At 71.8% G+C, this 17087-nt stretch carries 20 protein-coding genes; 16 read left to right on the top strand and 4 right to left on the bottom strand.

Features of this window, described 5'->3' with window-relative positions; genetic code table 11:
- Positions 1 to 23: 23 nt before the first annotated feature.
- From atpB to LPA27_RS14730, 11 genes are all read left to right on the top strand, one after another.
- Entirely contained in the window at positions 24 to 842 is an 819-nt protein-coding gene (gene atpB, locus LPA27_RS14680) for a F0F1 ATP synthase subunit A (RefSeq protein WP_082500231.1), read from the top strand.
- 89 nt (positions 843 to 931) lie between these two features.
- Positions 932 to 1123 (top strand): ATP synthase F0 subunit C, encoded by a 192-nt coding sequence (gene atpE, locus LPA27_RS14685; RefSeq protein WP_251534340.1) that lies wholly within the window; start codon positions 932 to 934, stop codon positions 1121 to 1123.
- A 37-nt stretch (positions 1124 to 1160) separates the two neighbouring features.
- Entirely contained in the window at positions 1161 to 1736 is a 576-nt protein-coding gene (locus LPA27_RS14690) for a F0F1 ATP synthase subunit B (RefSeq protein WP_056864122.1), read from the top strand.
- Positions 1736 to 2551: a F0F1 ATP synthase subunit delta gene (locus LPA27_RS14695; protein ID WP_056864123.1), complete on the top strand. Its 816-nt coding sequence runs from the start codon at positions 1736 to 1738 to the stop codon at positions 2549 to 2551. The genes LPA27_RS14690 and LPA27_RS14695 overlap by 1 nt, the downstream gene beginning before the upstream one ends.
- A gap of 108 nt (positions 2552 to 2659) precedes the next feature.
- Positions 2660 to 4303, top strand: a complete 1644-nt coding sequence (gene atpA / locus LPA27_RS14700) for a F0F1 ATP synthase subunit alpha (RefSeq protein ID WP_056864124.1) — start codon at positions 2660 to 2662, stop codon at positions 4301 to 4303.
- A gap of 3 nt (positions 4304 to 4306) precedes the next feature.
- Complete coding sequence (locus LPA27_RS14705; protein WP_056864125.1) at positions 4307 to 5227, top strand: F0F1 ATP synthase subunit gamma; 921 nt, start codon at positions 4307 to 4309, stop codon at positions 5225 to 5227.
- 19 nt (positions 5228 to 5246) lie between these two features.
- Positions 5247 to 6701: a F0F1 ATP synthase subunit beta gene (atpD, locus tag LPA27_RS14710; RefSeq protein ID WP_056864126.1), complete on the top strand. Its 1455-nt coding sequence runs from the start codon at positions 5247 to 5249 to the stop codon at positions 6699 to 6701.
- On the top strand, positions 6701 to 7096 hold the full coding sequence (locus LPA27_RS14715) for a F0F1 ATP synthase subunit epsilon (protein WP_056864127.1): 396 nt from the start codon (positions 6701 to 6703) through the stop codon (positions 7094 to 7096). Before atpD ends, LPA27_RS14715 begins: the two co-directional genes overlap by 1 nt.
- A gap of 116 nt (positions 7097 to 7212) precedes the next feature.
- Positions 7213 to 7650: a DUF2550 domain-containing protein gene (locus tag LPA27_RS14720; RefSeq protein ID WP_056903841.1), complete on the top strand. Its 438-nt coding sequence runs from the start codon at positions 7213 to 7215 to the stop codon at positions 7648 to 7650.
- Positions 7647 to 8825 carry an MFS transporter gene (locus LPA27_RS14725; RefSeq protein ID WP_228942910.1) on the top strand — a complete coding sequence of 393 codons (1179 nt, stop codon included), beginning with the start codon at positions 7647 to 7649 and terminating at the stop codon, positions 8823 to 8825. Before LPA27_RS14720 ends, LPA27_RS14725 begins: the two co-directional genes overlap by 4 nt.
- Positions 8826 to 8936: 111 nt before the next feature.
- Positions 8937 to 9080: a hypothetical protein gene (locus LPA27_RS14730; RefSeq protein ID WP_228942911.1), complete on the top strand. Its 144-nt coding sequence runs from the start codon at positions 8937 to 8939 to the stop codon at positions 9078 to 9080.
- On the opposite strand, the gene LPA27_RS14735 is transcribed toward LPA27_RS14730, so the two are convergent.
- Positions 9077 to 9877: a hypothetical protein gene (locus LPA27_RS14735; RefSeq protein WP_228942912.1), complete on the bottom strand. Its 801-nt coding sequence runs from the start codon at positions 9875 to 9877 to the stop codon at positions 9077 to 9079. The genes LPA27_RS14730 and LPA27_RS14735 overlap by 4 nt on opposite strands.
- Positions 9870 to 10445, bottom strand: a complete 576-nt coding sequence (locus LPA27_RS14740) for a cob(I)yrinic acid a,c-diamide adenosyltransferase (RefSeq protein ID WP_228942913.1) — start codon at positions 10443 to 10445, stop codon at positions 9870 to 9872. Before LPA27_RS14740 ends, LPA27_RS14735 begins: the two co-directional genes overlap by 8 nt.
- Positions 10446 to 10538: 93 nt before the next feature.
- On the opposite strand from LPA27_RS14740, the gene LPA27_RS14745 reads away from it, so the two are divergent.
- From LPA27_RS14745 to LPA27_RS14765, 5 genes are all read left to right on the top strand, one after another.
- Complete coding sequence (locus LPA27_RS14745; RefSeq protein WP_228942914.1) at positions 10539 to 11135, top strand: hypothetical protein; 597 nt, start codon at positions 10539 to 10541, stop codon at positions 11133 to 11135.
- Positions 11136 to 11259: 124 nt separating this feature from the next.
- Positions 11260 to 11559: an STAS domain-containing protein gene (locus tag LPA27_RS14750; RefSeq protein ID WP_056864133.1), complete on the top strand. Its 300-nt coding sequence runs from the start codon at positions 11260 to 11262 to the stop codon at positions 11557 to 11559.
- A gap of 78 nt (positions 11560 to 11637) precedes the next feature.
- On the top strand, positions 11638 to 13650 hold the full coding sequence (locus tag LPA27_RS14755; RefSeq protein WP_228942915.1) for a protein meaA: 2013 nt from the start codon (positions 11638 to 11640) through the stop codon (positions 13648 to 13650).
- Between the two features lie 53 nt (positions 13651 to 13703).
- Entirely contained in the window at positions 13704 to 13910 is a 207-nt protein-coding gene (locus tag LPA27_RS14760) for a hypothetical protein (protein ID WP_082500337.1), read from the top strand.
- 58 nt (positions 13911 to 13968) lie between these two features.
- On the top strand, positions 13969 to 14493 hold the full coding sequence (locus LPA27_RS14765; RefSeq protein WP_228942916.1) for a ferritin: 525 nt from the start codon (positions 13969 to 13971) through the stop codon (positions 14491 to 14493).
- A 14-nt stretch (positions 14494 to 14507) separates the two neighbouring features.
- Here the strand turns inward: LPA27_RS14765 and LPA27_RS14770 are convergent, their stop codons facing one another.
- Both LPA27_RS14770 and LPA27_RS14775 read right to left on the bottom strand, forming a co-directional pair.
- Positions 14508 to 15851: a metallophosphoesterase family protein gene (locus LPA27_RS14770; protein WP_228942917.1), complete on the bottom strand. Its 1344-nt coding sequence runs from the start codon at positions 15849 to 15851 to the stop codon at positions 14508 to 14510.
- Between the two features lie 92 nt (positions 15852 to 15943).
- The gene (locus LPA27_RS14775) at positions 15944 to 17056 is read right to left on the bottom strand and encodes an alpha/beta hydrolase (protein ID WP_228942918.1); all 1113 of its coding nucleotides are present in this window, start codon (positions 17054 to 17056) and stop codon (positions 15944 to 15946) included.
- Positions 17057 to 17087: the final 31 nt, after the last annotated feature.

Raw genomic sequence — 17087 nt, forward strand, 5'->3', positions numbered from 1 at the left:
TTGACGCAGACACAGGAGACACGTTGAGCAGCCTCATCCCCGCCAGCGAGGGTTTCACCCCGCCGGGTCCCGCGGACTTCGACCTGCCCGGAATCGGCGGCGACTTCGGGTCCTACGAGTTCCTCGGCCAGACCCAGCTGCTGGCCGTCACCAAGCCCATGCTCCAGCTCGTGCTGGCAGCGGTGCTCGTGTTCGGCTTCTTCTACCTGGCCTCGCGCAAGCGGGCCATGGTGCCGGGCAAGCTGCAGTTCGTGGGCGAGGAGGCCTACGGGTTCGTCCGCAACTCGATGGCGCGCGACATCATCGGCAGCCACGACTTCATGCGGTTCGTGCCGTACCTGTTCGCGCTGTTCTTCTTCATCCTGCTCAACAACCTCTTCGCGACGATCCCCTTCATCCAGTTCCCGACCTTCTCCCGCGCGGGCATGGTCTACGGGCTGGCCGCGCTGAGCTGGATCATCTACAACGCGGTGGGCATCAAGAAGCACGGCTTCGTGGGCTACTTCAAGCTCCAGTCGGTGCCGGCCGGCATCTCCGGGCCGATCCTGCTGCTGCTGGTGCCGCTGGAGTTCCTCTCCAACATCCTGGTCCGCCCGGTCACGCTGGCGCTGCGTCTCTTCGCGAACATGTTCGCGGGCCACCTGCTGCTCATCCTCTTCGCCCTCGGCGGCGAGTACATCATCGCGGAGATGTCGCTGGCCTACGCGCCGGTCGGCGTCCTCGCCTGGGTGCTCTTCATCGCCGTCGCCTTCCTGGAGCTGCTGGTTCAGTTCCTCCAGGCCTACGTCTTCGTCCTGCTGAACGCGATGTACATCCAGGGCGCTCTCGCCGACGAGCACTGACCGTCGGCCCCACTGCTCCACCCGCACGACCCGCCCAGAACCCCGAAGTAGTACAAACCGAAAGGAAAGTCGTGGAACTCACTGGCTCCATGAACATGATCGGCTACGGCCTGGCCGCCATCGGCCCCGGCGTCGGCATCGGTCTCATCTTCGCCGCCTACATCTCCGGTGTGGCCCGTCAGCCGGAGGCCCAGGGCCGCCTGCAGTCGATCGCCATCCTGGGCTTCGCGCTCGCCGAGGCGCTCGCGATCATCGGCATCGCCCTCGCGTTCGTTCTCTGACCGAGTCGGGCTCACGCAGGACCGGAAGGACTAGCCCATGCAAGCACCGTTCGCACCCCTCGTGGTGAGGGCGTCGGAGGACGGCGAGCTCAACCCGCTCGTTCCGCACGCCGTCGAGATCGTCCTGTCGCTGATCGTCTTCGGCATCCTCTTCTTGCTCGTCAAGAAGTTCGTGGTGCCGTCGTTCGAGAAGACCTACGCCGACCGCACCCAGGCGATCGAGGGTGGGCTGGCCGCTGCCGAGACCAAGCAGGCCGAGGCCGACGCCAAGCTGGCCGAGCTCGAGCAGCAGCTCAGCGAGGCCCGGCACGAAGCCGCGCGCATCCGCGAGGAGGCCCGCGAGCAGGGGGCCTCGATCATCTCGGAGATGCGCGAGCAGGCCCAGACCGAGGCGACCCGCATCGTCGACAACGGCAAGGCCCAGATCGAGGCGGAGCGCCAGCAGGCGGTCACCTCGCTGCGGGCCGAGGTCGGCGCCCTGGCGACCGGCCTGGCCGGTCGCATCGTCGGCGAGAGCCTCGAGGACGACGCTCGCCAGAGCCGTGTCGTCGAGCGCTTCCTGGCCGACCTCGAGTCGGGCTCCGCCCCGGCCGGCGGGAGCGGGGTCAACTGATGTCGCACTTCCGTGGAGCCTCGGTCGACGCGGTCGCCACGCTCACCGACGAGCTGGGCACCTCCGTGTCCGGCTCGTCCGAGCGTGCCGCCACCGTCGGTGACGAGCTCTTCTCGGTCGCGGCGACCCTGCGCGGCGAGGGCGCCCTGCGGCGCTTCGTCACCGACGGCTCGATCCCGGCCGAGGCCCGCACGGGCATCGTCGGCGAGGTCTTCGGATCCCGCGCCGGGGAGGAGACCCTGGGTCTGCTCCGCTCGGCGGCCTCGCGCCGCTGGACCGCCTCGGGCGACCTGCCCGACGCGCTCGAGCACCTCGGCGTCGTCGCCGTGGTGACCTCCGCCGGCAACGACGCGGGTCGCCTGGCCGACGAGCTCTTCGCCCTGGCGCAGGCCGTCAAGGACAACCCGTCGCTGCGCGACGCGCTGTCCGACCCCGCCCGCTCGGTCGACGACAAGCGTGCGCTGGTCGACGACCTGCTGCGCGGCAAGGCGCTCGGCGCCACCGCCGCGCTGGCCAAGCAGTCGCTCGCCGGCACCTACCGGACCGTCGGGGTCGCCCTCGCCGAGTACCAGAAGGTCGCCGCCGAGGTCCACGGCCAGGGCGTGGCGACGGTGCGCGTGGCCCGCGAGCTCTCCGCTGCCGACCGCGAGCGCCTGACCGAGGTCCTCTCGCGCCAGTACGGCCGTCCGGTCCACCTCAACCTGGTGGTGGACCCCTCGGTCATCGGCGGGGTGAAGGTCGAGATCGGCGACGACGTCATCGACGGCACCGTCTCCGCTCGCCTCGACGACGCCCGCCGCCGCATCGCCGGATGACCACCCGCCGGTCACCCTTGGGGGAGACCGGCACCCCGCACCACCGCTCCACCCGCGACCAGTCGCCCCAGACCGCCTGAAGCAAGAGACAAGAGAGAAGGCACCAAGATGACGGAGCTCTCCATCCGTCCGGAGGAGATCCGCGACGCGCTGCAGAAGTACGTCGCCGACTACCAGCCCGACGCCGCCAGCAAGGAAGAGGTCGGCACCGTGGCCCAGGCGGGTGACGGCATCGCCCGCGTCAGCGGCCTGCCCTCCGCGATGGCCAACGAGCTCCTCGAGTTCGAGGACGGCACGCTCGGCCTGGCCCTGAACCTCGACACCCGCGAGATCGGTGTCGTCGTCCTCGGTGACTTCGACAAGATCGAGGAGGGCCAGACGGTCCGCCGCACCGGCGAGGTGCTCTCGGTGCCCGTCGGCGACGGCTACCTCGGCCGTGTCGTCGACCCGCTCGGCACCCCGATCGACGGTCTGGGCGAGCTGGAGACCAGCGGTCGTCGCGCGCTCGAGCTGCAGGCGCCCTCGGTGGTGCAGCGCAAGTCGGTGCACGAGCCCCTGGCGACCGGCATCAAGGCGATCGACGCCATGACGCCGATCGGCCGTGGCCAGCGCCAGCTAATCATCGGCGACCGCGCGACCGGCAAGACCACGGTCGCGATCGACACGATCATCAACCAGAAGCAGTACTGGGAGACCGGCGACCCCGACAAGCAGGTGCGCTGCATCTACGTCGCCATCGGCCAGAAGGGCTCCACCATCGCCTCGGTGCGCGGCGCCCTCGAGGAGGCCGGCGCGCTGGAGTACACCACCATCGTCGCGGCCCCCGCGTCGGACTCGGCGGGCTTCAAGTACCTCGCCCCCTACACCGGCTCGGCCATCGGCCAGCACTGGATGTACGAGGGCAAGCACGTCCTCATCGTCTTCGACGACCTGACCAAGCAGGCCGAGGCCTACCGCGCCGTGTCGCTGCTGCTGCGTCGCCCGCCGGGCCGCGAGGCCTACCCCGGTGACGTCTTCTACCTGCACTCCCGCCTGCTGGAGCGCTGCGCGAAGCTCTCCGACGAGATGGGCAAGGGCTCGATGACCGGCCTGCCGATCATCGAGACCAAGGCCAACGACGTGTCGGCGTTCATCCCGACCAACGTCATCTCGATCACCGACGGCCAGATCTTCCTGCAGTCGGACCTGTTCGCGGCCAACCAGCGCCCGGCCATCGACGTCGGTGTCTCGGTCTCGCGCGTGGGTGGCTCGGCGATGACCAAGGCCATGAAGGGCGTCACCGGCTCGCTCAAGGTCGACCTGGCGCAGTTCCGCGCGATGGAGGCCTTCGCGATGTTCGCCTCCGACCTCGACGCGGCCTCGCGCCAGCAGCTCGACCGCGGCCAGCGCCTCATGGCGCTGCTCAAGCAGCCGGCCTACTCGCCGTACCCCGTCGAGGAGATGACCGCCTCGCTGTGGCTCGGCACCAGCGGGCGTCTGGACAAGGTCCCCACCGACGACGTCCTGCGCTTCGAGAACGAGTTCCTCGACTACCTGCGTCGCTCGCACGACGGCATCCTCGCCACCATCCGCGAGACGCTGAAGTTCGAGGACGACACCGAGCAGTCGCTGATCGGTGCCTACGAGTCGTTCCTCGACCAGTTCGAGACCTCCGACGGCTCCTCGATCAAGGTGGGCCACGAGGCCCCCGCCGAGGCCCTCGAGGACGACGAGCTCGGCCAGGAGCAGATCGTCAAGCAGAAGCGGGGCTGACCGATGGCCCTGTCGCTGCGTGAGTACCGCGCGCGGATCAAGTCGACGGAGTCGATGAAGAAGATCACGCGTGCCATGGAGCTCATCGCTGCGTCCCGCATCATCAAGGCGCAGCAGCGGGCGCAGGCGGCCGCGCCGTACGCCCGCGAGCTCACCCGCGCGGTCTCGGCGGTGGCGACGTTCTCCAACGTCGACCACCCGCTGACCCGCGAGGAGGAGAACCCCCAGCGCGCCGCGGTCCTGATCGTCACCAGCGACCGGGGCCTGGCCGGGGCCTACTCCGCCAGCGTGCTCAAGGAGGCCGAGCGCCTCTCCGAGCGGCTGCGCGAGGAGGGCAAGGAGATCGACTTCTACCTCTGCGGTCGCAAGGGCGAGGCGTTCTACAAGTTCCGCCAGCGCCCGGTGGTGCGGTCGTGGACGGGCTTCTCGGACCAGCCGTCCTACGACGTCGCGGCCGAGGTGGGGGAGGCGCTCATCGAGTCCTTCCTCAAGGAGCAGGGCGAGGAGGGTGACGTCGACGAGGTGCACGTGGTCTACACGCGCTTCGTGTCGATGCTGACCCAGGAGCCGACCGCGACGCGGCTGCTCCCGCTCGAGGTGGTGGAGGCCGCTGACGACGACACCCCGTCCGACGCCGACCTGCTGCCGCTCTACGAGTTCGAGCCCTCGCCCGAGGCCGTGCTGGACGGGCTGCTCCCGCAGTACGTCCAGAGCCGGATCTTCTTCTGCCTGCTGCAGGCGGCGGCCTCCGAGCTCGCCGCCCGCCAGAAGGCGATGAAGTCCGCCACGGACAACGCCGACGAGCTGATCAAGAAGTACACCCGGATCGCCAACCAGGCCCGCCAGGCTGGCATCACACAGGAAATCAGCGAGATCGTCGGTGGCGTCAACGCCCTGGCCGACGCCAACGCTTCCCACGAGTGAACAGAGCTGAGTGAGAGACATGACTGCAATCGTTGAAGAGACCCAGACCACGGCGTCGGGGAGCACCGGTCGCATCGCTCGGGTGACCGGCCCCGTCGTCGACGTGGAGTTCCCCGTCGACGCGATGCCCGACATCTACAACAAGCTCACGGTCGACCTGACCCTGGGTGGCGAGACCAAGACGCTGATCCTCGAGGTCGCACTGCACATCGGCGACGGCATGGTCCGCGCCATCTCGATGCAGTCGACCGACGGCCTGGTGCGCGGCGCCACCGTCACCGACAGCGGCGAGCCCATCACCGTGCCCGTCGGCGACATCACCAAGGGTCACGTGTTCAACGCGACCGGTGACGTCCTCAACCTCACCGAGGGCGAGGAGTACGAGGTCACTGAGCGCTGGGGCATCCACCGCAAGGCCCCCGCCTTCGACCAGCTCGAGTCGAAGACCACGATGTTCGAGACCGGCATCAAGGTCATCGACCTGCTGACGCCCTACGTCAACGGCGGCAAGATCGGCCTGTTCGGCGGCGCCGGCGTGGGCAAGACCGTGCTCATCCAGGAGATGATCGCCCGCGTCGCCAAGGACCACGGCGGTGTGTCGGTGTTCGCCGGTGTCGGCGAGCGCACCCGCGAGGGCAACGACCTCATCGCGGAGATGGAGGAGGCCGGCGTGCTGGGGCAGACCGCCCTGGTCTTCGGCCAGATGGACGAGCCGCCGGGCACCCGCCTGCGCGTGGCCCTCTCGGCCCTGACGATGGCGGAGTACTTCCGCGACGTGCAGAACCAGGACGTGCTGCTCTTCATCGACAACATCTTCCGCTTCACCCAGGCCGGCTCGGAGGTGTCGACCCTGCTGGGCCGCATGCCCTCGGCCGTGGGCTACCAGCCCAACCTGGCCGACGAGATGGGTCAGCTCCAGGAGCGGATCACCTCGACGCGCGGTCACTCGATCACCTCGCTGCAGGCGATCTACGTGCCCGCCGACGACTACACCGACCCGGCGCCGGCCACGACGTTCGCGCACCTCGACGCCACCACGGAGCTCTCGCGCGAGATCGCGTCGCTGGGCATCTACCCCGCGGTGGACCCGCTGACCTCGACCTCGCGGATCCTCGACGCCCAGTACATCGGGCAGGAGCACTACGACTGCGCCATCCGGATCAAGGCGATCCTGCAGCGCAACAAGGAGCTCCAGGACATCATCGCGATCCTCGGTGTCGACGAGCTGTCGGAGGAGGACAAGATCATCGTGTCCCGCGCCCGTCGCATCCAGCGCTTCCTGTCGCAGAACACCTACGTCGCCAAGCAGTTCACCGGCATCGAGGGCTCGACGGTGCCCGTGAAGGACACCATCGAGGCGTTCAACAAGATCGCCGACGGCGAGTACGACCACGTGGCCGAGCAGGCCTTCTTCATGTGCGGCGGTCTGGACGACGTCGAGGCGAAGTGGGCCGAGATCCAGAAGAGCCTCTGATGGCGTCGTCCGACACCGGCCTGCAGGTCGAGCTCGTCGCGGCCGACCGGACCGTGTGGTCCGGCGAGGCCTCGATGGTGATCGCCCGCACGGTCGAGGGCGACGTGGGTGTGCTGCGCGGTCACGCGCCGCTGCTCTCGCTGCTCACCGACGCCGTCGTGGAGATCTCGGCGCCCGAGGGCGTCGTGGTCGCCGCGGTCGACGGGGGCTTCCTGTCGGTGGCCGGTGACCGGGTCTCCGTCCTCTCCGAGCACGCCGTGCTCTCGGAGGAGATCGACGTCGACAACGCCCGGACCGAGCTGGACGAGGCCCGTGGCCTGCCGACCAGCGACGAGGCCGAGCAGCGGATCCGCCGGGCCGAGGCCCGCATCCGTGCGGTCGAGAAGGCCCGCTGAGGTCCAGCACCTCCCTGCACGTCACAGCACCACCCCGCCACGACCCGAGGCACCCACCCCAGTAGGGTGAGGGCCTCGGGTCGTTGCTCTTTCAAGCGCAGGGTGGGGGTGGGCGGATGCCGCTGTGGCAGTGGCTGCTCGACGCTCTCGGGCTGCTGCTCCTCCTCGCGCTGCTCTACGCCGTCGCCCTGGTGGTGCGCCGCCGGCTCATCTCCCGCGACGGAGGCACCTTCGAGCTGAGCCACCGGGTGCGCACGGAGCGCCCGGGCCGCGGCTGGCTGCTCGGCATCGGTCGCTACTCGGGGGAGACCCTCGAGTGGTTCCGCATCTTCTCCCTCTCGCCGCGTCCCAAGCGCGTGTGGCAGCGCGAGGACCTCGAGCTCGTCGGTCGACGCGAGCCCGACGGCACCGAGCAGGTCTCGCTCTACCCCGACCACGTCGTCGTGTGCTGCGACTCCCCGGCGGGGCAGGTCGAGCTCGCCCTCGCCCCGGCCTCGCTGACCGGCTTCCAGTCCTGGCTCGAGGCGAAGCCCCCGGGCGCGCAGATGCCGTGACGACCACGACGATCCCGGCCGACCCCACCGTGCGTCGTGCCCGCAACGCCGTCGGTCTCAGCTTCGCCCTCAACGGCTTCCTCTTCGCCTCGCTCGTCTCCCGCATCCCCGACCTGCGCTCGCGCCTCGACCTCGGCAACGGCGACCTCGGCCTGCTCCTGCTGGCGATCGCGGCGGGGTCCGTGCTCGCCCTGCCCAGCACGGGGAGGCTCATCGAGCGCTGGAGCCCCGGCGCCGTGCTGCGCGGCGGGGCCCTGGTCGACGGCACGGGGCTGCTGCTCGCCGCGTGCGGTGCGTTCTGGCTCGAGTCGGTGCCCGTCGCCGCGGTGGGCCTCTTCGTGCACGGTGTCGGCATCGGCGTCTGGGACGTCTCGATGAACGTCGAGGCCGCCGAGGTCGAGCGTCGTCTGGCGCGCACGGTCATGCCGCGCTTCCACGCCGGCTTCAGCCTCGGCACCATCGGCGGCGCCGTGCTCGGCATCCCGATGAGCGGCCTCGGCGTCGCGATGCCCGTGCACCTCGGGGCGGTCGTGGTCGTGGCCGTCGTGCTGGCGGTGCGCGGCGCGTCCTCGTTCCTGCCCCCCGCGGCCCCGTCGGCGCGCAGCGAGCAGCGGCCGCGCACGGCGTGGTCGGAGCCCCGGACCCTGGCGCTGGGGGTCATGGTCCTGGCCTTCGCCATGGTCGAGGGCACCGCCAACGACTGGCTCGCCCTGGCCCTCATCGACGGCCACGACGTGCCGCGGTGGGTGGGTGTCGCCGGCTTCGCGGCGTTCGTCACCGCCATGACCGCGGGGCGGCTGCTGGGCACGTCGCTGCTCGACCGCTTCGGACGCAGCCCGGTGCTGTGGGCGAGCGCGGCGGCCGCGGGTGCGGGCACCGTGCTGACGGTGCTGGCCGAGCCGCTGCCGCTGGTCGCCCTCGGCATCGTGGTCTGGGGGCTGGGCGCCTCCCTCGGGTTCCCCGTCGGGATGAGCGCGGCCGCCGACGACCCCGCCCGGGCGGCGGCGCGGGTGAGCGTCGTCTCGACGATCGGCTACGGCGCGTTCCTCGCCGGACCGCCGCTGCTCGGCCAGCTGGCCGACGTGGTCGGGACGCTGCACTCCCTGCTCGTCGTCGCGGTGCTGATGGGGCCCGCGGCGGCGGCCGTCCTCGCGACCCGCGACCGGTCGGTGTGAGCGAGGTCGCTGCCACCGCCGCGTGACCAGGGGCGACCTGTCCGGTTGGGCAGGGTGGAGGGCAGGATCTCGGCCAGGCCTCCCCACCTCGACCGAACCCCGGGAGTCACCATGAGCCTCGTCTGTGACAGCTGCCGCCACGACTGGCACGGCATGACCTGCACCCACTCCGCGGTGGTGCGCAACGGCTGGTGGCTCCAGCGCGAGGAGTGCCGGTGCACGGGTGAGCCCGGCGCCGGCGTGACGCGCGGCTAGGCCGGGTCGCCCAGCTGCTCCTGCACCGAGACGACGAGGGTGACCACGAGGTCGAGGTAGGTGTCGGTGCGCGGTGAGCCGTCGAGGGCGAAGGTGCCGACGGGCACCTCCAGCACGGCGTGCTCGACCGCCTCGGGCGTGGGCCAGGCGGTGAGCTCGGGCTCGGCCACCTCGGAGACCACCAGGTGGAGGTCGATGTCCTCGATCAGGGTCCGGCGGCGCTGGTACTCCGGGTCTGCCTGCAGCCGGAGCAGGGCCTCCTCGAGGTCGGGGTCGCGCGCGAGCACCACGCCGAGCGTCGGGTCGATGCCGAGGTCGAGCCCGCCGAGCGCGTCGGCGTCCCAGTCGGTGTCGACGCGGTCGGGCACCTGCGTCGTGCGCCACTGCAGCAGCACGTCGGGGCCGGCGAGGTCGTCGAGGCGCTCATCGCCCATGCCCGCCTCGAGCAGGAGGGCGGCCTCGCGCCACGCCCACTCGCGCGAGGACAGGGGCTGCCCCGCGCCGAGCACCCGGTCGTGGGTGTCGCGGCCCGCCGCGACCACCGCGGTGGCGACGAGCTCGGCCGGCTCGGCGACCTCGTCGGGCACCTCGACGCGCTGCTCGTCGGGATCGAGCACGACGGTGCACCTCACCACCAGCTCGCTGACCAGCGCGTCGAGCTCGTCGGCGAAGCCCAGCGTCTCCTCGACGTCGGCGGCGAGCAGCGCCTCCTCGAGGCGGGCCACGCCCGCGGCGTCGACGCGACCGCCGAGCAGGTCGACCAGGGACCAGAAGCGGTCGGGCGACAGCTCAGCCACGCTCGCCCCCGGGCACCCAGAGCACGTCGCCCTGGTGGCGGTTGGCGTGGCGGGCCAGGATGAACAGCAGGTCGGAGAGCCGGTTGAGGTAGGTGATGGCGACCTTGTTCATGGTCTCGGCGTGCTCGGACCAGGCGGCCCAGGCGGCGCGCTCGGCGCGACGGACGACGGTGCGGGCGACGTGGAGCTGGGCTGCTCCCTCGGTGCCCCCGTTGAGGATGAAGGACCGCAGGGCGGGCAGGTCGGCGTTGTAGGCGTCGCACCACTGCTCGAGACGGTCGACGTAGTCCTGCTCGATGCGCAGCGGCGGGAACTCGGGGTCGGAGACGACCGGGGTGCAGAAGTCGGCCCCGACGTCGAAGAGGTCGTTCTGGATCCGGGTCAGCAGGGCGACCACGTCGTCCTCGAGACCGCCGCGGGCCACGGCGACGCCGATGGTGGCGTTGGCCTCGTCGACGTCGGCGTAGGCGTGGAGCCGGGGGTCGTTCTTGGAGGTGAGGCTCATGTCCCCCAGGCGGGTCTCGCCGGCGTCGCCGGTGCGGGTGTAGATCCGGGTGAGGTTGACCATGGCCCGAGCCTATCGGCCCCGCCGGCCCCCTCGGCCCGCCCGGCGTCTCCTCGGCCGCGCCGGTCCGACCTGGGCCCGGCTAGGTTCGCAGGCATGAGTCGTCGCGTGACCTGGCCCCTGCTGCTCGCCCTGCCCGGGCTCGTGCTGGCGGTGGCCGGGCTCTTCCACCCCCACGGCCTCAGCTACGACACCTCGTGGCGCTGGTTCGCGCTGCACGTGCCCGGCCTGCTGGTCTTCCCCCTGGTCGGCGCCGCGCTCGCCGCCCTCGTGCGGGGCCGGCGCGACCCGGTGTCGTGGGTGGTGCGGCTGACGGCCTACGTCTACGCCACCTTCTACTCCGCGCTCGACGTGATCAGCGGCATCGGCGCCGGCTGGGTGACCCACGAGCTCGGGCCCGGCGTGCCCCGCCCGCCCGCGGTGAGCCTGATGTTCCGCATCGGCACGCCGCTGGGCGAGATCGGGTCGTGGGCCCTGCTCGCGTGCGTGGCGGTGCTCGCGGCCGACCAGCTGGCGCGGCTGCGGGTGCCCGCGCTGGTGGGCCTGGTGCTCCTGCCGGGGGCCTACCTCGTGCACATCGGGCACATCTTCGCCCCGGAGGGCGTCGCGGGCATGGCCCTCATCGGCCTCGCCACGGGGGCCCTCGCGGTGGTCCAGGACCGTGTGTCGGGGTCCGCGGCCGCCTCCGGTTGAGGCTTCACCTACCGACACGTCGCAGAAAGTCACCCGATCGGTGCAACCGGACGCCTGCCGGAGGCGTCAAGGTAGGTGACAGCGGCGCCGACGGCGGCGCCGCGGCTCGGGAGGCAGGGCGACGATGGACATCACCACCGACGGACCCACGCTGGCGCTGCACGGCGACTTCGACGTGCGGAGCACCTTCCGGGTGCGCACGGCGCTCTACGACCACCTCGACGCCCACGGCCAGGTGGTCGTCGACCTCACCGACGTCGACACCGTCGACGTGACGGCGCTCAAGGTGCTCGCCTTCGCCACCCGGCAGGCCTCGATCGAGGGCCACCACCTCGTGCTGCGCGGCGCGGGCCCCGCCGTACGACGGCTGCTGCACCTCTCCCACCTCATCCGCGTCGTCGACCTCGACCGCGTCACGGCCTGAGCCGGCCGGTGGCGGGTGTCACATGTGCCACACCGGACGCCGGTTACCAAGCGGTAGATCTCGCCCTACTCTCAGTCCATGACCGAGAAGGACAAGCCCTGGGTGATGCGCACCTACGCCGGGCACTCGACCGCCACGGCCTCCAACGCGCTCTACCGCACCAACCTGGCCAAGGGGCAGACCGGGCTCTCGGTCGCCTTCGACTTGCCGACCCAGACCGGCTACGACCCCGACTCGGTCATGGCCCGCGGCGAGGTCGGCAAGGTCGGCGTGCCGGTGCCGCACCTCGGCGAGATGCGCAAGCTCTTCCAGGACATCCCGCTGACCTCGATGAACACCTCGATGACCATCAACGCCACCGCGATGTGGCTGCTGGCGATGTACCAGGTCGTGGCCGAGGAGCAGGCCGGCGCGGCGCACGGTGGCGAGGTCACCCCCGAGGACGTCGCGGCGCAGCTGGCCGGCACGACGCAGAACGACATCATCAAGGAGTACCTCTCGCGGGGCACCTACGTGTTCCCGCCCGAGCACTCGCTGCGCCTGATCAGCGACATGATCGCCTACACGGTCCACCAGATCCCCAAGTGGAACCCGATCAACATCTGCAGCTACCACCTCCAGGAGGCCGGGGCGACGCCGACCCAGGAGCTGGCCTACGCGCTGTGCACCGCGATCGCGGTGCTCGACCAGGTCAAGGAGTCGGGCCAGGTCTCGGAGGCCGACTTCGGCAAGGTCGTCGGCCGGATCTCCTTCTTCGTCAACGCCGGGGTGCGCTTCATCGAGGAGACCTGCAAGATGCGGGCCTTCGTCGAGCTCTGGGACGAGATCACCCGGGAGCGCTACGGCGTCGAGGACCCCAAGATGCGCCGCTTCCGCTACGGCGTGCAGGTCAACTCCCTCGGGCTGACCGAGGCCCAGCCCGAGAACAACGTGCAGCGCATCGTGCTGGAGATGCTCGGGGTGACGCTGTCGAAGAACGCCCGCGCCCGCGCCCTGCAGCTCCCGGCCTGGAACGAGGCCCTCGGCCTCCCGCGCCCGTGGGACCAGCAGTGGTCGCTGCGGCTGCAGCAGGTGCTGGCCTTCGAGTCCGACCTGCTGGAGTACGACGACATCTTCGACGGCTCCCACGTCATCGAGGCCAAGGTGGCCGAGCTCGTCGCCAGCGCCCGTGCCGAGATCGACCGCGTGCAGGCCATGGGCGGGGCGATCGCCGCGGTCGAGTCGGGCTACATGAAGCAGGAGCTGGTCTCGGCCCACGCGGCCCGCCGCGGGCGCATCGAGAACGGCGAGGAGAAGATCGTCGGCGTCAACGTCTACGAGACCACCGAGCCCTCGCCCCTCACCGCCGACCTCGACGGCGCCATCATGGCCGCCGACCCCCAGGCCGAGCAGTCGGCGCGGGCCTCGGTCGAGGCCTGGAAGGCCGAGCGCGACGAGACGGCGGTGGCCGAGGCGCTGGCCGCCCTGGCCGCCACCGCCAAGACCGACGAGAACCTCATGCCCGCCACCCTGGCCGCCGCCCGCGCCGGGGCGACCACGGGGGAGTGGGCCGGCACGCTGCGCGAGGTCTTCGGCGAGTTCCGGGCCCCCACCGGCGTGAGCGGCGCGGTCGGCGCCGCCGAGGCCGGCACGGAGCTCTCGACCGTGCGTGACCGGGTGCGTGCCACGGGCGAGGAGCTGGGCGGGCGGCTGCGTCTGCTCGTCGGCAAGCCGGGGCTCGACGGTCACTCCAACGGCGCGGAGCAGGTCGCCGTGCGCGCCCGGGACGCGGGCTTCGAGGTCGTCTACCAGGGCATCCGGCTGACCCCCGAGCAGATCGTGTCGGCGGCCGTGGCCGAGGACGTCCACTGCGTGGGCCTCTCGATCCTCTCCGGCTCGCACATGGAGCTGGTGCCGGCCGTGCTCGACGGGCTGCGCGAGGCCGGTGTCGACGACGTGCCCGTCATCGTCGGCGGGATCATCCCCGACTCCGACGGCCGCCGCCTGCGCGAGCTGGGCGTGGCCGCGGTCTACACGCCGAAGGACTTCGGTCTCACCGAGATCATGGGCGGCATCGTCGACGTGATCCGCGAGGCCCACGGGCTCGGCTGACCGTCCGGCGAGATGAGGTGAGGCTACCCTCACCTCGTGCTAGCGTGGTGGTCGTGAGCAAGAAGGCGAAGGGCAAGGGCGCGAAGGTCGCCAAGCTGCCCAAGACCAAGTGCTGCGTCTCCAAGTCCAAGTGCGGGCGCTGCCCGCTGCGGATGCTCAAGGAGGGCACCCTGCCCGAGGGGTATACGGTCAAGCGTCGCGAGCTGGTCAGGGTCGACGGCAAGAAGGTCAGCAAGAAGAAGCTCGCGAAGGCGGCCTGACCCTCCTCACGCCCCGCGGCCACGTCGTCCGTCCGTCCCGCGCCCGCCAGGAGGCACCGTGCCCGCCGCCCGTTTCGTCGAGCAGCTCAACGCCCAGATCGGCAATGAGCTCGCCGCGCACAACCAGTACCTCACCTGCGCGGTCTACTACGACGCCGAGACGATGCCGCAGATGGCGGCGTTCTTCTACGGCCAGGCGCTCGAGGAGCGCGAGCACGCCATGATGATGGTGCAGTACCTCCTCGACACCGACTCGCCGGTGACGATCCCCGGCGTGGACGCGCCCGTGCCGACCTTCGACGACGTCGTGGCGCCGGTCGCGCTCGCCCTGGAGCAGGAGCGTCGCGTGACCGAGCAGATCAACGCGCTGCTGCGCACCGCGCGCGAGGAGTTCGACTTCGCCTCCGAGCAGTTCATGCAGTGGTTCATCAAGGAGCAGGTCGAGGAGGTCGCGACGATGTCGGACCTGCTCGCCGTGGTGCGTCGCAACGCCGACGACATCGACGACATCGAGGACTACGTCGCGCGTGAGCAGAGCGCCGAGGGCGCCGACCCCACGGCCCCCCGGGCCGCCGGCGCCTGAGCCGACCCGCCCTGTCAGCGGCCGTCGAGCTCCGTGGCCGGCGCCAGGTCGCCGCTGCGCGTCACGAGTCGGCCCGTGGGCGTGAGCACGGCCGAGCCGCGCAGGCGGCGCCCGGGCTCGTAGCGCAGGTCGCGGGGCACGGCGCGCTTCTCGCTGGTCTGCCACAACGTCCCGCTGTCGCGGTCGACCCGGGTGTCGAAGCCGTAGGTGCTCAGCTCCAGACGGTCCTCGAAGACGTCGAGGCGCAGGTAGGTGGTGCCGCCGAAGGCGAACAGGCCGCCGTGGGTGACCTGCACCGGCTGACCCCGGCGGGCGATGGCCGTGACGTCGTGCACCTCGCCGGCCAGGTAGAGGTCGACGTCGGCGCTCGTCATGGCCCGCCACATCCTCGACCGCGGGCCGTCGTCGAGCCGGAGCCCGGAGGAGCCGGACGTGCGCACCGGGCCGAGCGCCGGCACGTGACCCTGCACGACTACCCACCGGAAGCGCTCGCGTCCCTCCGCCAGGGTCCGCCGGAACCAGCGCAGGTGCGCGCCGGTCAGGTCGAGGCGCATGCCGTCGCGTCCGGCGCGTGCCGCGGGTCGTGGGTCGAAGACGTCGACCGAGACGAGCATGACCTCGGGTGACAGCGCGGTCCAGTACGACGTCGCGGCGTACGGCGTGCCCACGGGGCGGTGCGAGCGCGCGTAGCGGGCGGCGACGAGGGCCTCGGCGAAGGTCCGCTTGTAGGTCGGCACCGCGGCGAGGTCGAAGGAGCCGCCGGGCCAGGGGTCGTCGCCGATCTCGTGGTCGCCCACGGCCACGTGGGGCAGCGGCAGGCCGTGCCGGGCGAAGAGGCGGGCCCAGGCGCCGAAGTAGAACGCGCCGGCGCGTCCGACGGCCGCCCGCGCCCGCGCCGGGGTGTCCACGGGTCCGAAGATGCCCGTGCGGTCGACGTCGACGCCCCAGTGCCCCTCGACCAGGTCGCCGGCGACCAGGACGGCGTCGGGCTCCTCGGCCCGCAGCTGGTCGAGCACGACGCCGGTGGCCGTGACGTAGCGGTCGTTGATCGAGTTGTGCACGCCGTCCCAGCGGGCCAGCCCCGACACGTCGCCCACGTCGGCGTTCATGAAGTCGGGGCTCGACACGACGGTGAGCACCGGGTCGTCGCCCCGGTCGGGCAGGGGCACGGCGGTGTCGCCGAACCCGCCGTCGCCCGGACGGCGCTCCACGCCGTCGGCCGTCGTGGCCGTCGTGGCCGTCGTGGCCGTCGGGGTCGCGGCGAGGGCCGGGCCCGTGGCGGGGCTGGTGAGGCCGGCGGCCGTGGCCAGGGCGACGAGCCCGGCGGCGGCGCCGGTGCGGAGGGAGCGGAGCGGCACGGATCCACCTCGGGGCCGGGAGCGGGCCCTCACCGTAGGCCGCCGGGACCGCGTGGCGGGGTGGAACGGCGCGACCGGCCCGCGCCGCGAGGTCAGCGGCGTGCGAGCCAGCGCAGGACCGCGCGCTGCACCTGCGCCGACTGGGCCTCGAGGGGCAGGGCGCTGCCGGCGCCGCGGACGGTGCGCACCGCCACCGCGGGGCTGGAGGAGAACCGGTCGGCCTGAGCCGCGGCGGAGTCGGCGTCGAAGCGCCGGTCCTCGCTGCCGTGGAGGAGGAGCACGGGCTCTGCGATCCGGTCGGTCGTGGCCAGGGAGGCGCCCAGCGCCGAGGCCAGGCTGGCGACGTCGCCGCACGGCACGGCGTTGCGCCGCTCGGCGGCGGCGCGCTGGACCGCGGCGGGCGCGGAGGAGAACAGCAGGTCGCGGAAGTCGCGGGCGCTCGCGCCGTACGCCGTGTAGCCGCCGGCGCTCGCCAGGCAGGCCGACGACTGGCGCACCGCCTCGTCGAGGGCGCGACGGGTCGCGCCCGTGTCGGACCACGACATCAGCACCAGGCCGTCGACGTCGGTGAACTCCGCGGCCTCGAGCTGTGCGATCGCGGCGCCGGTGCCGTGTCCGTGCACGACGACCTTCGCGGCGTGCAGGGGAGTGCTCCCCACCGGGCCCGAGGTGAAGACGAAACGCCCGCTGCGCAGGTGCTGCACGACCTGGTGGAGCATGGTCGCCTGGGCGCCCAGGCAGGTGGCGTCGCCGTCGGGCAGCGGGCTGGCGTCGTAGCCGAGGCGGTCGAGCACCAGCGAGGTCTCGCCGCGCCGGGCCAGTGCCGCGGCGTAGTCGAGGGCGGGTCGCCCGGGCATGCGCCAGAACCACGACCCGGTGCCGGCGTCGTGCACCAGGACGTTGACCCGCGTGCTGCCGGTCTGGCCGAGCACGTCGCGCCGGGGTCCGACGAGGCGTGCGCGCACGGGGTAGGCCTCGCCGTCGGCGACGCAGGGCACCGAGGTCTCGTTGAGGTTGCGCAGGTCGAAGCGCACCGGGTGGGACACGACGCGGTCGGCCCCGGTGCGCGTGACGCCGGAGCCGTCACCGACCGCGGCGGTGCCGGCCGGGACCGGCAGCAGCACCGCCGCGACGACGGCGAGGACGAGGGCGAGCGCCGGCAGCGGGCGGCGGCCCAGCGGGCGCGACGTGCGGGGGAGCGACATGTGTTGAACATAATTCAACAAGGGCGGTTGT

It is taken from the genome of Nocardioides sp. Leaf374 (assembly GCF_916862475.1).
GTDB classification, from domain to species: domain Bacteria; phylum Actinomycetota; class Actinomycetes; order Propionibacteriales; family Nocardioidaceae; genus Nocardioides; species Nocardioides kribbensis.

Excerpts from the sequence above, each read along its gene's own strand:
- atpE (WP_251534340.1), top strand. The coding sequence starts at position 932 with ATGAACATGATCGGCTACGGCCTGGCCGCCATCGGCCCCGGCGTCGGC.
- LPA27_RS14690 (WP_056864122.1), top strand. The coding sequence starts at position 1,161 with ATGCAAGCACCGTTCGCACCCCTCGTGGTGAGGGCGTCGGAGGACGGC.
- LPA27_RS14695 (WP_056864123.1), top strand. The coding sequence starts at position 1,736 with ATGTCGCACTTCCGTGGAGCCTCGGTCGACGCGGTCGCCACGCTCACC.
- atpA (WP_056864124.1), top strand. The coding sequence starts at position 2,660 with ATGACGGAGCTCTCCATCCGTCCGGAGGAGATCCGCGACGCGCTGCAG.
- LPA27_RS14705 (WP_056864125.1), top strand. The coding sequence starts at position 4,307 with ATGGCCCTGTCGCTGCGTGAGTACCGCGCGCGGATCAAGTCGACGGAG.
- atpD (WP_056864126.1), top strand. The coding sequence starts at position 5,247 with ATGACTGCAATCGTTGAAGAGACCCAGACCACGGCGTCGGGGAGCACC.
- LPA27_RS14715 (WP_056864127.1), top strand. The coding sequence starts at position 6,701 with ATGGCGTCGTCCGACACCGGCCTGCAGGTCGAGCTCGTCGCGGCCGAC.
- LPA27_RS14720 (WP_056903841.1), top strand. The coding sequence starts at position 7,213 with ATGCCGCTGTGGCAGTGGCTGCTCGACGCTCTCGGGCTGCTGCTCCTC.
- LPA27_RS14730 (WP_228942911.1), top strand. The coding sequence starts at position 8,937 with ATGAGCCTCGTCTGTGACAGCTGCCGCCACGACTGGCACGGCATGACC.
- LPA27_RS14740 (WP_228942913.1), bottom strand. The coding sequence starts at position 10,445 with ATGGTCAACCTCACCCGGATCTACACCCGCACCGGCGACGCCGGCGAG.
- LPA27_RS14745 (WP_228942914.1), top strand. The coding sequence starts at position 10,539 with ATGAGTCGTCGCGTGACCTGGCCCCTGCTGCTCGCCCTGCCCGGGCTC.
- LPA27_RS14750 (WP_056864133.1), top strand. The coding sequence starts at position 11,260 with ATGGACATCACCACCGACGGACCCACGCTGGCGCTGCACGGCGACTTC.
- LPA27_RS14755 (WP_228942915.1), top strand. The coding sequence starts at position 11,638 with ATGACCGAGAAGGACAAGCCCTGGGTGATGCGCACCTACGCCGGGCAC.
- LPA27_RS14775 (WP_228942918.1), bottom strand. The coding sequence starts at position 17,056 with ATGTCGCTCCCCCGCACGTCGCGCCCGCTGGGCCGCCGCCCGCTGCCG.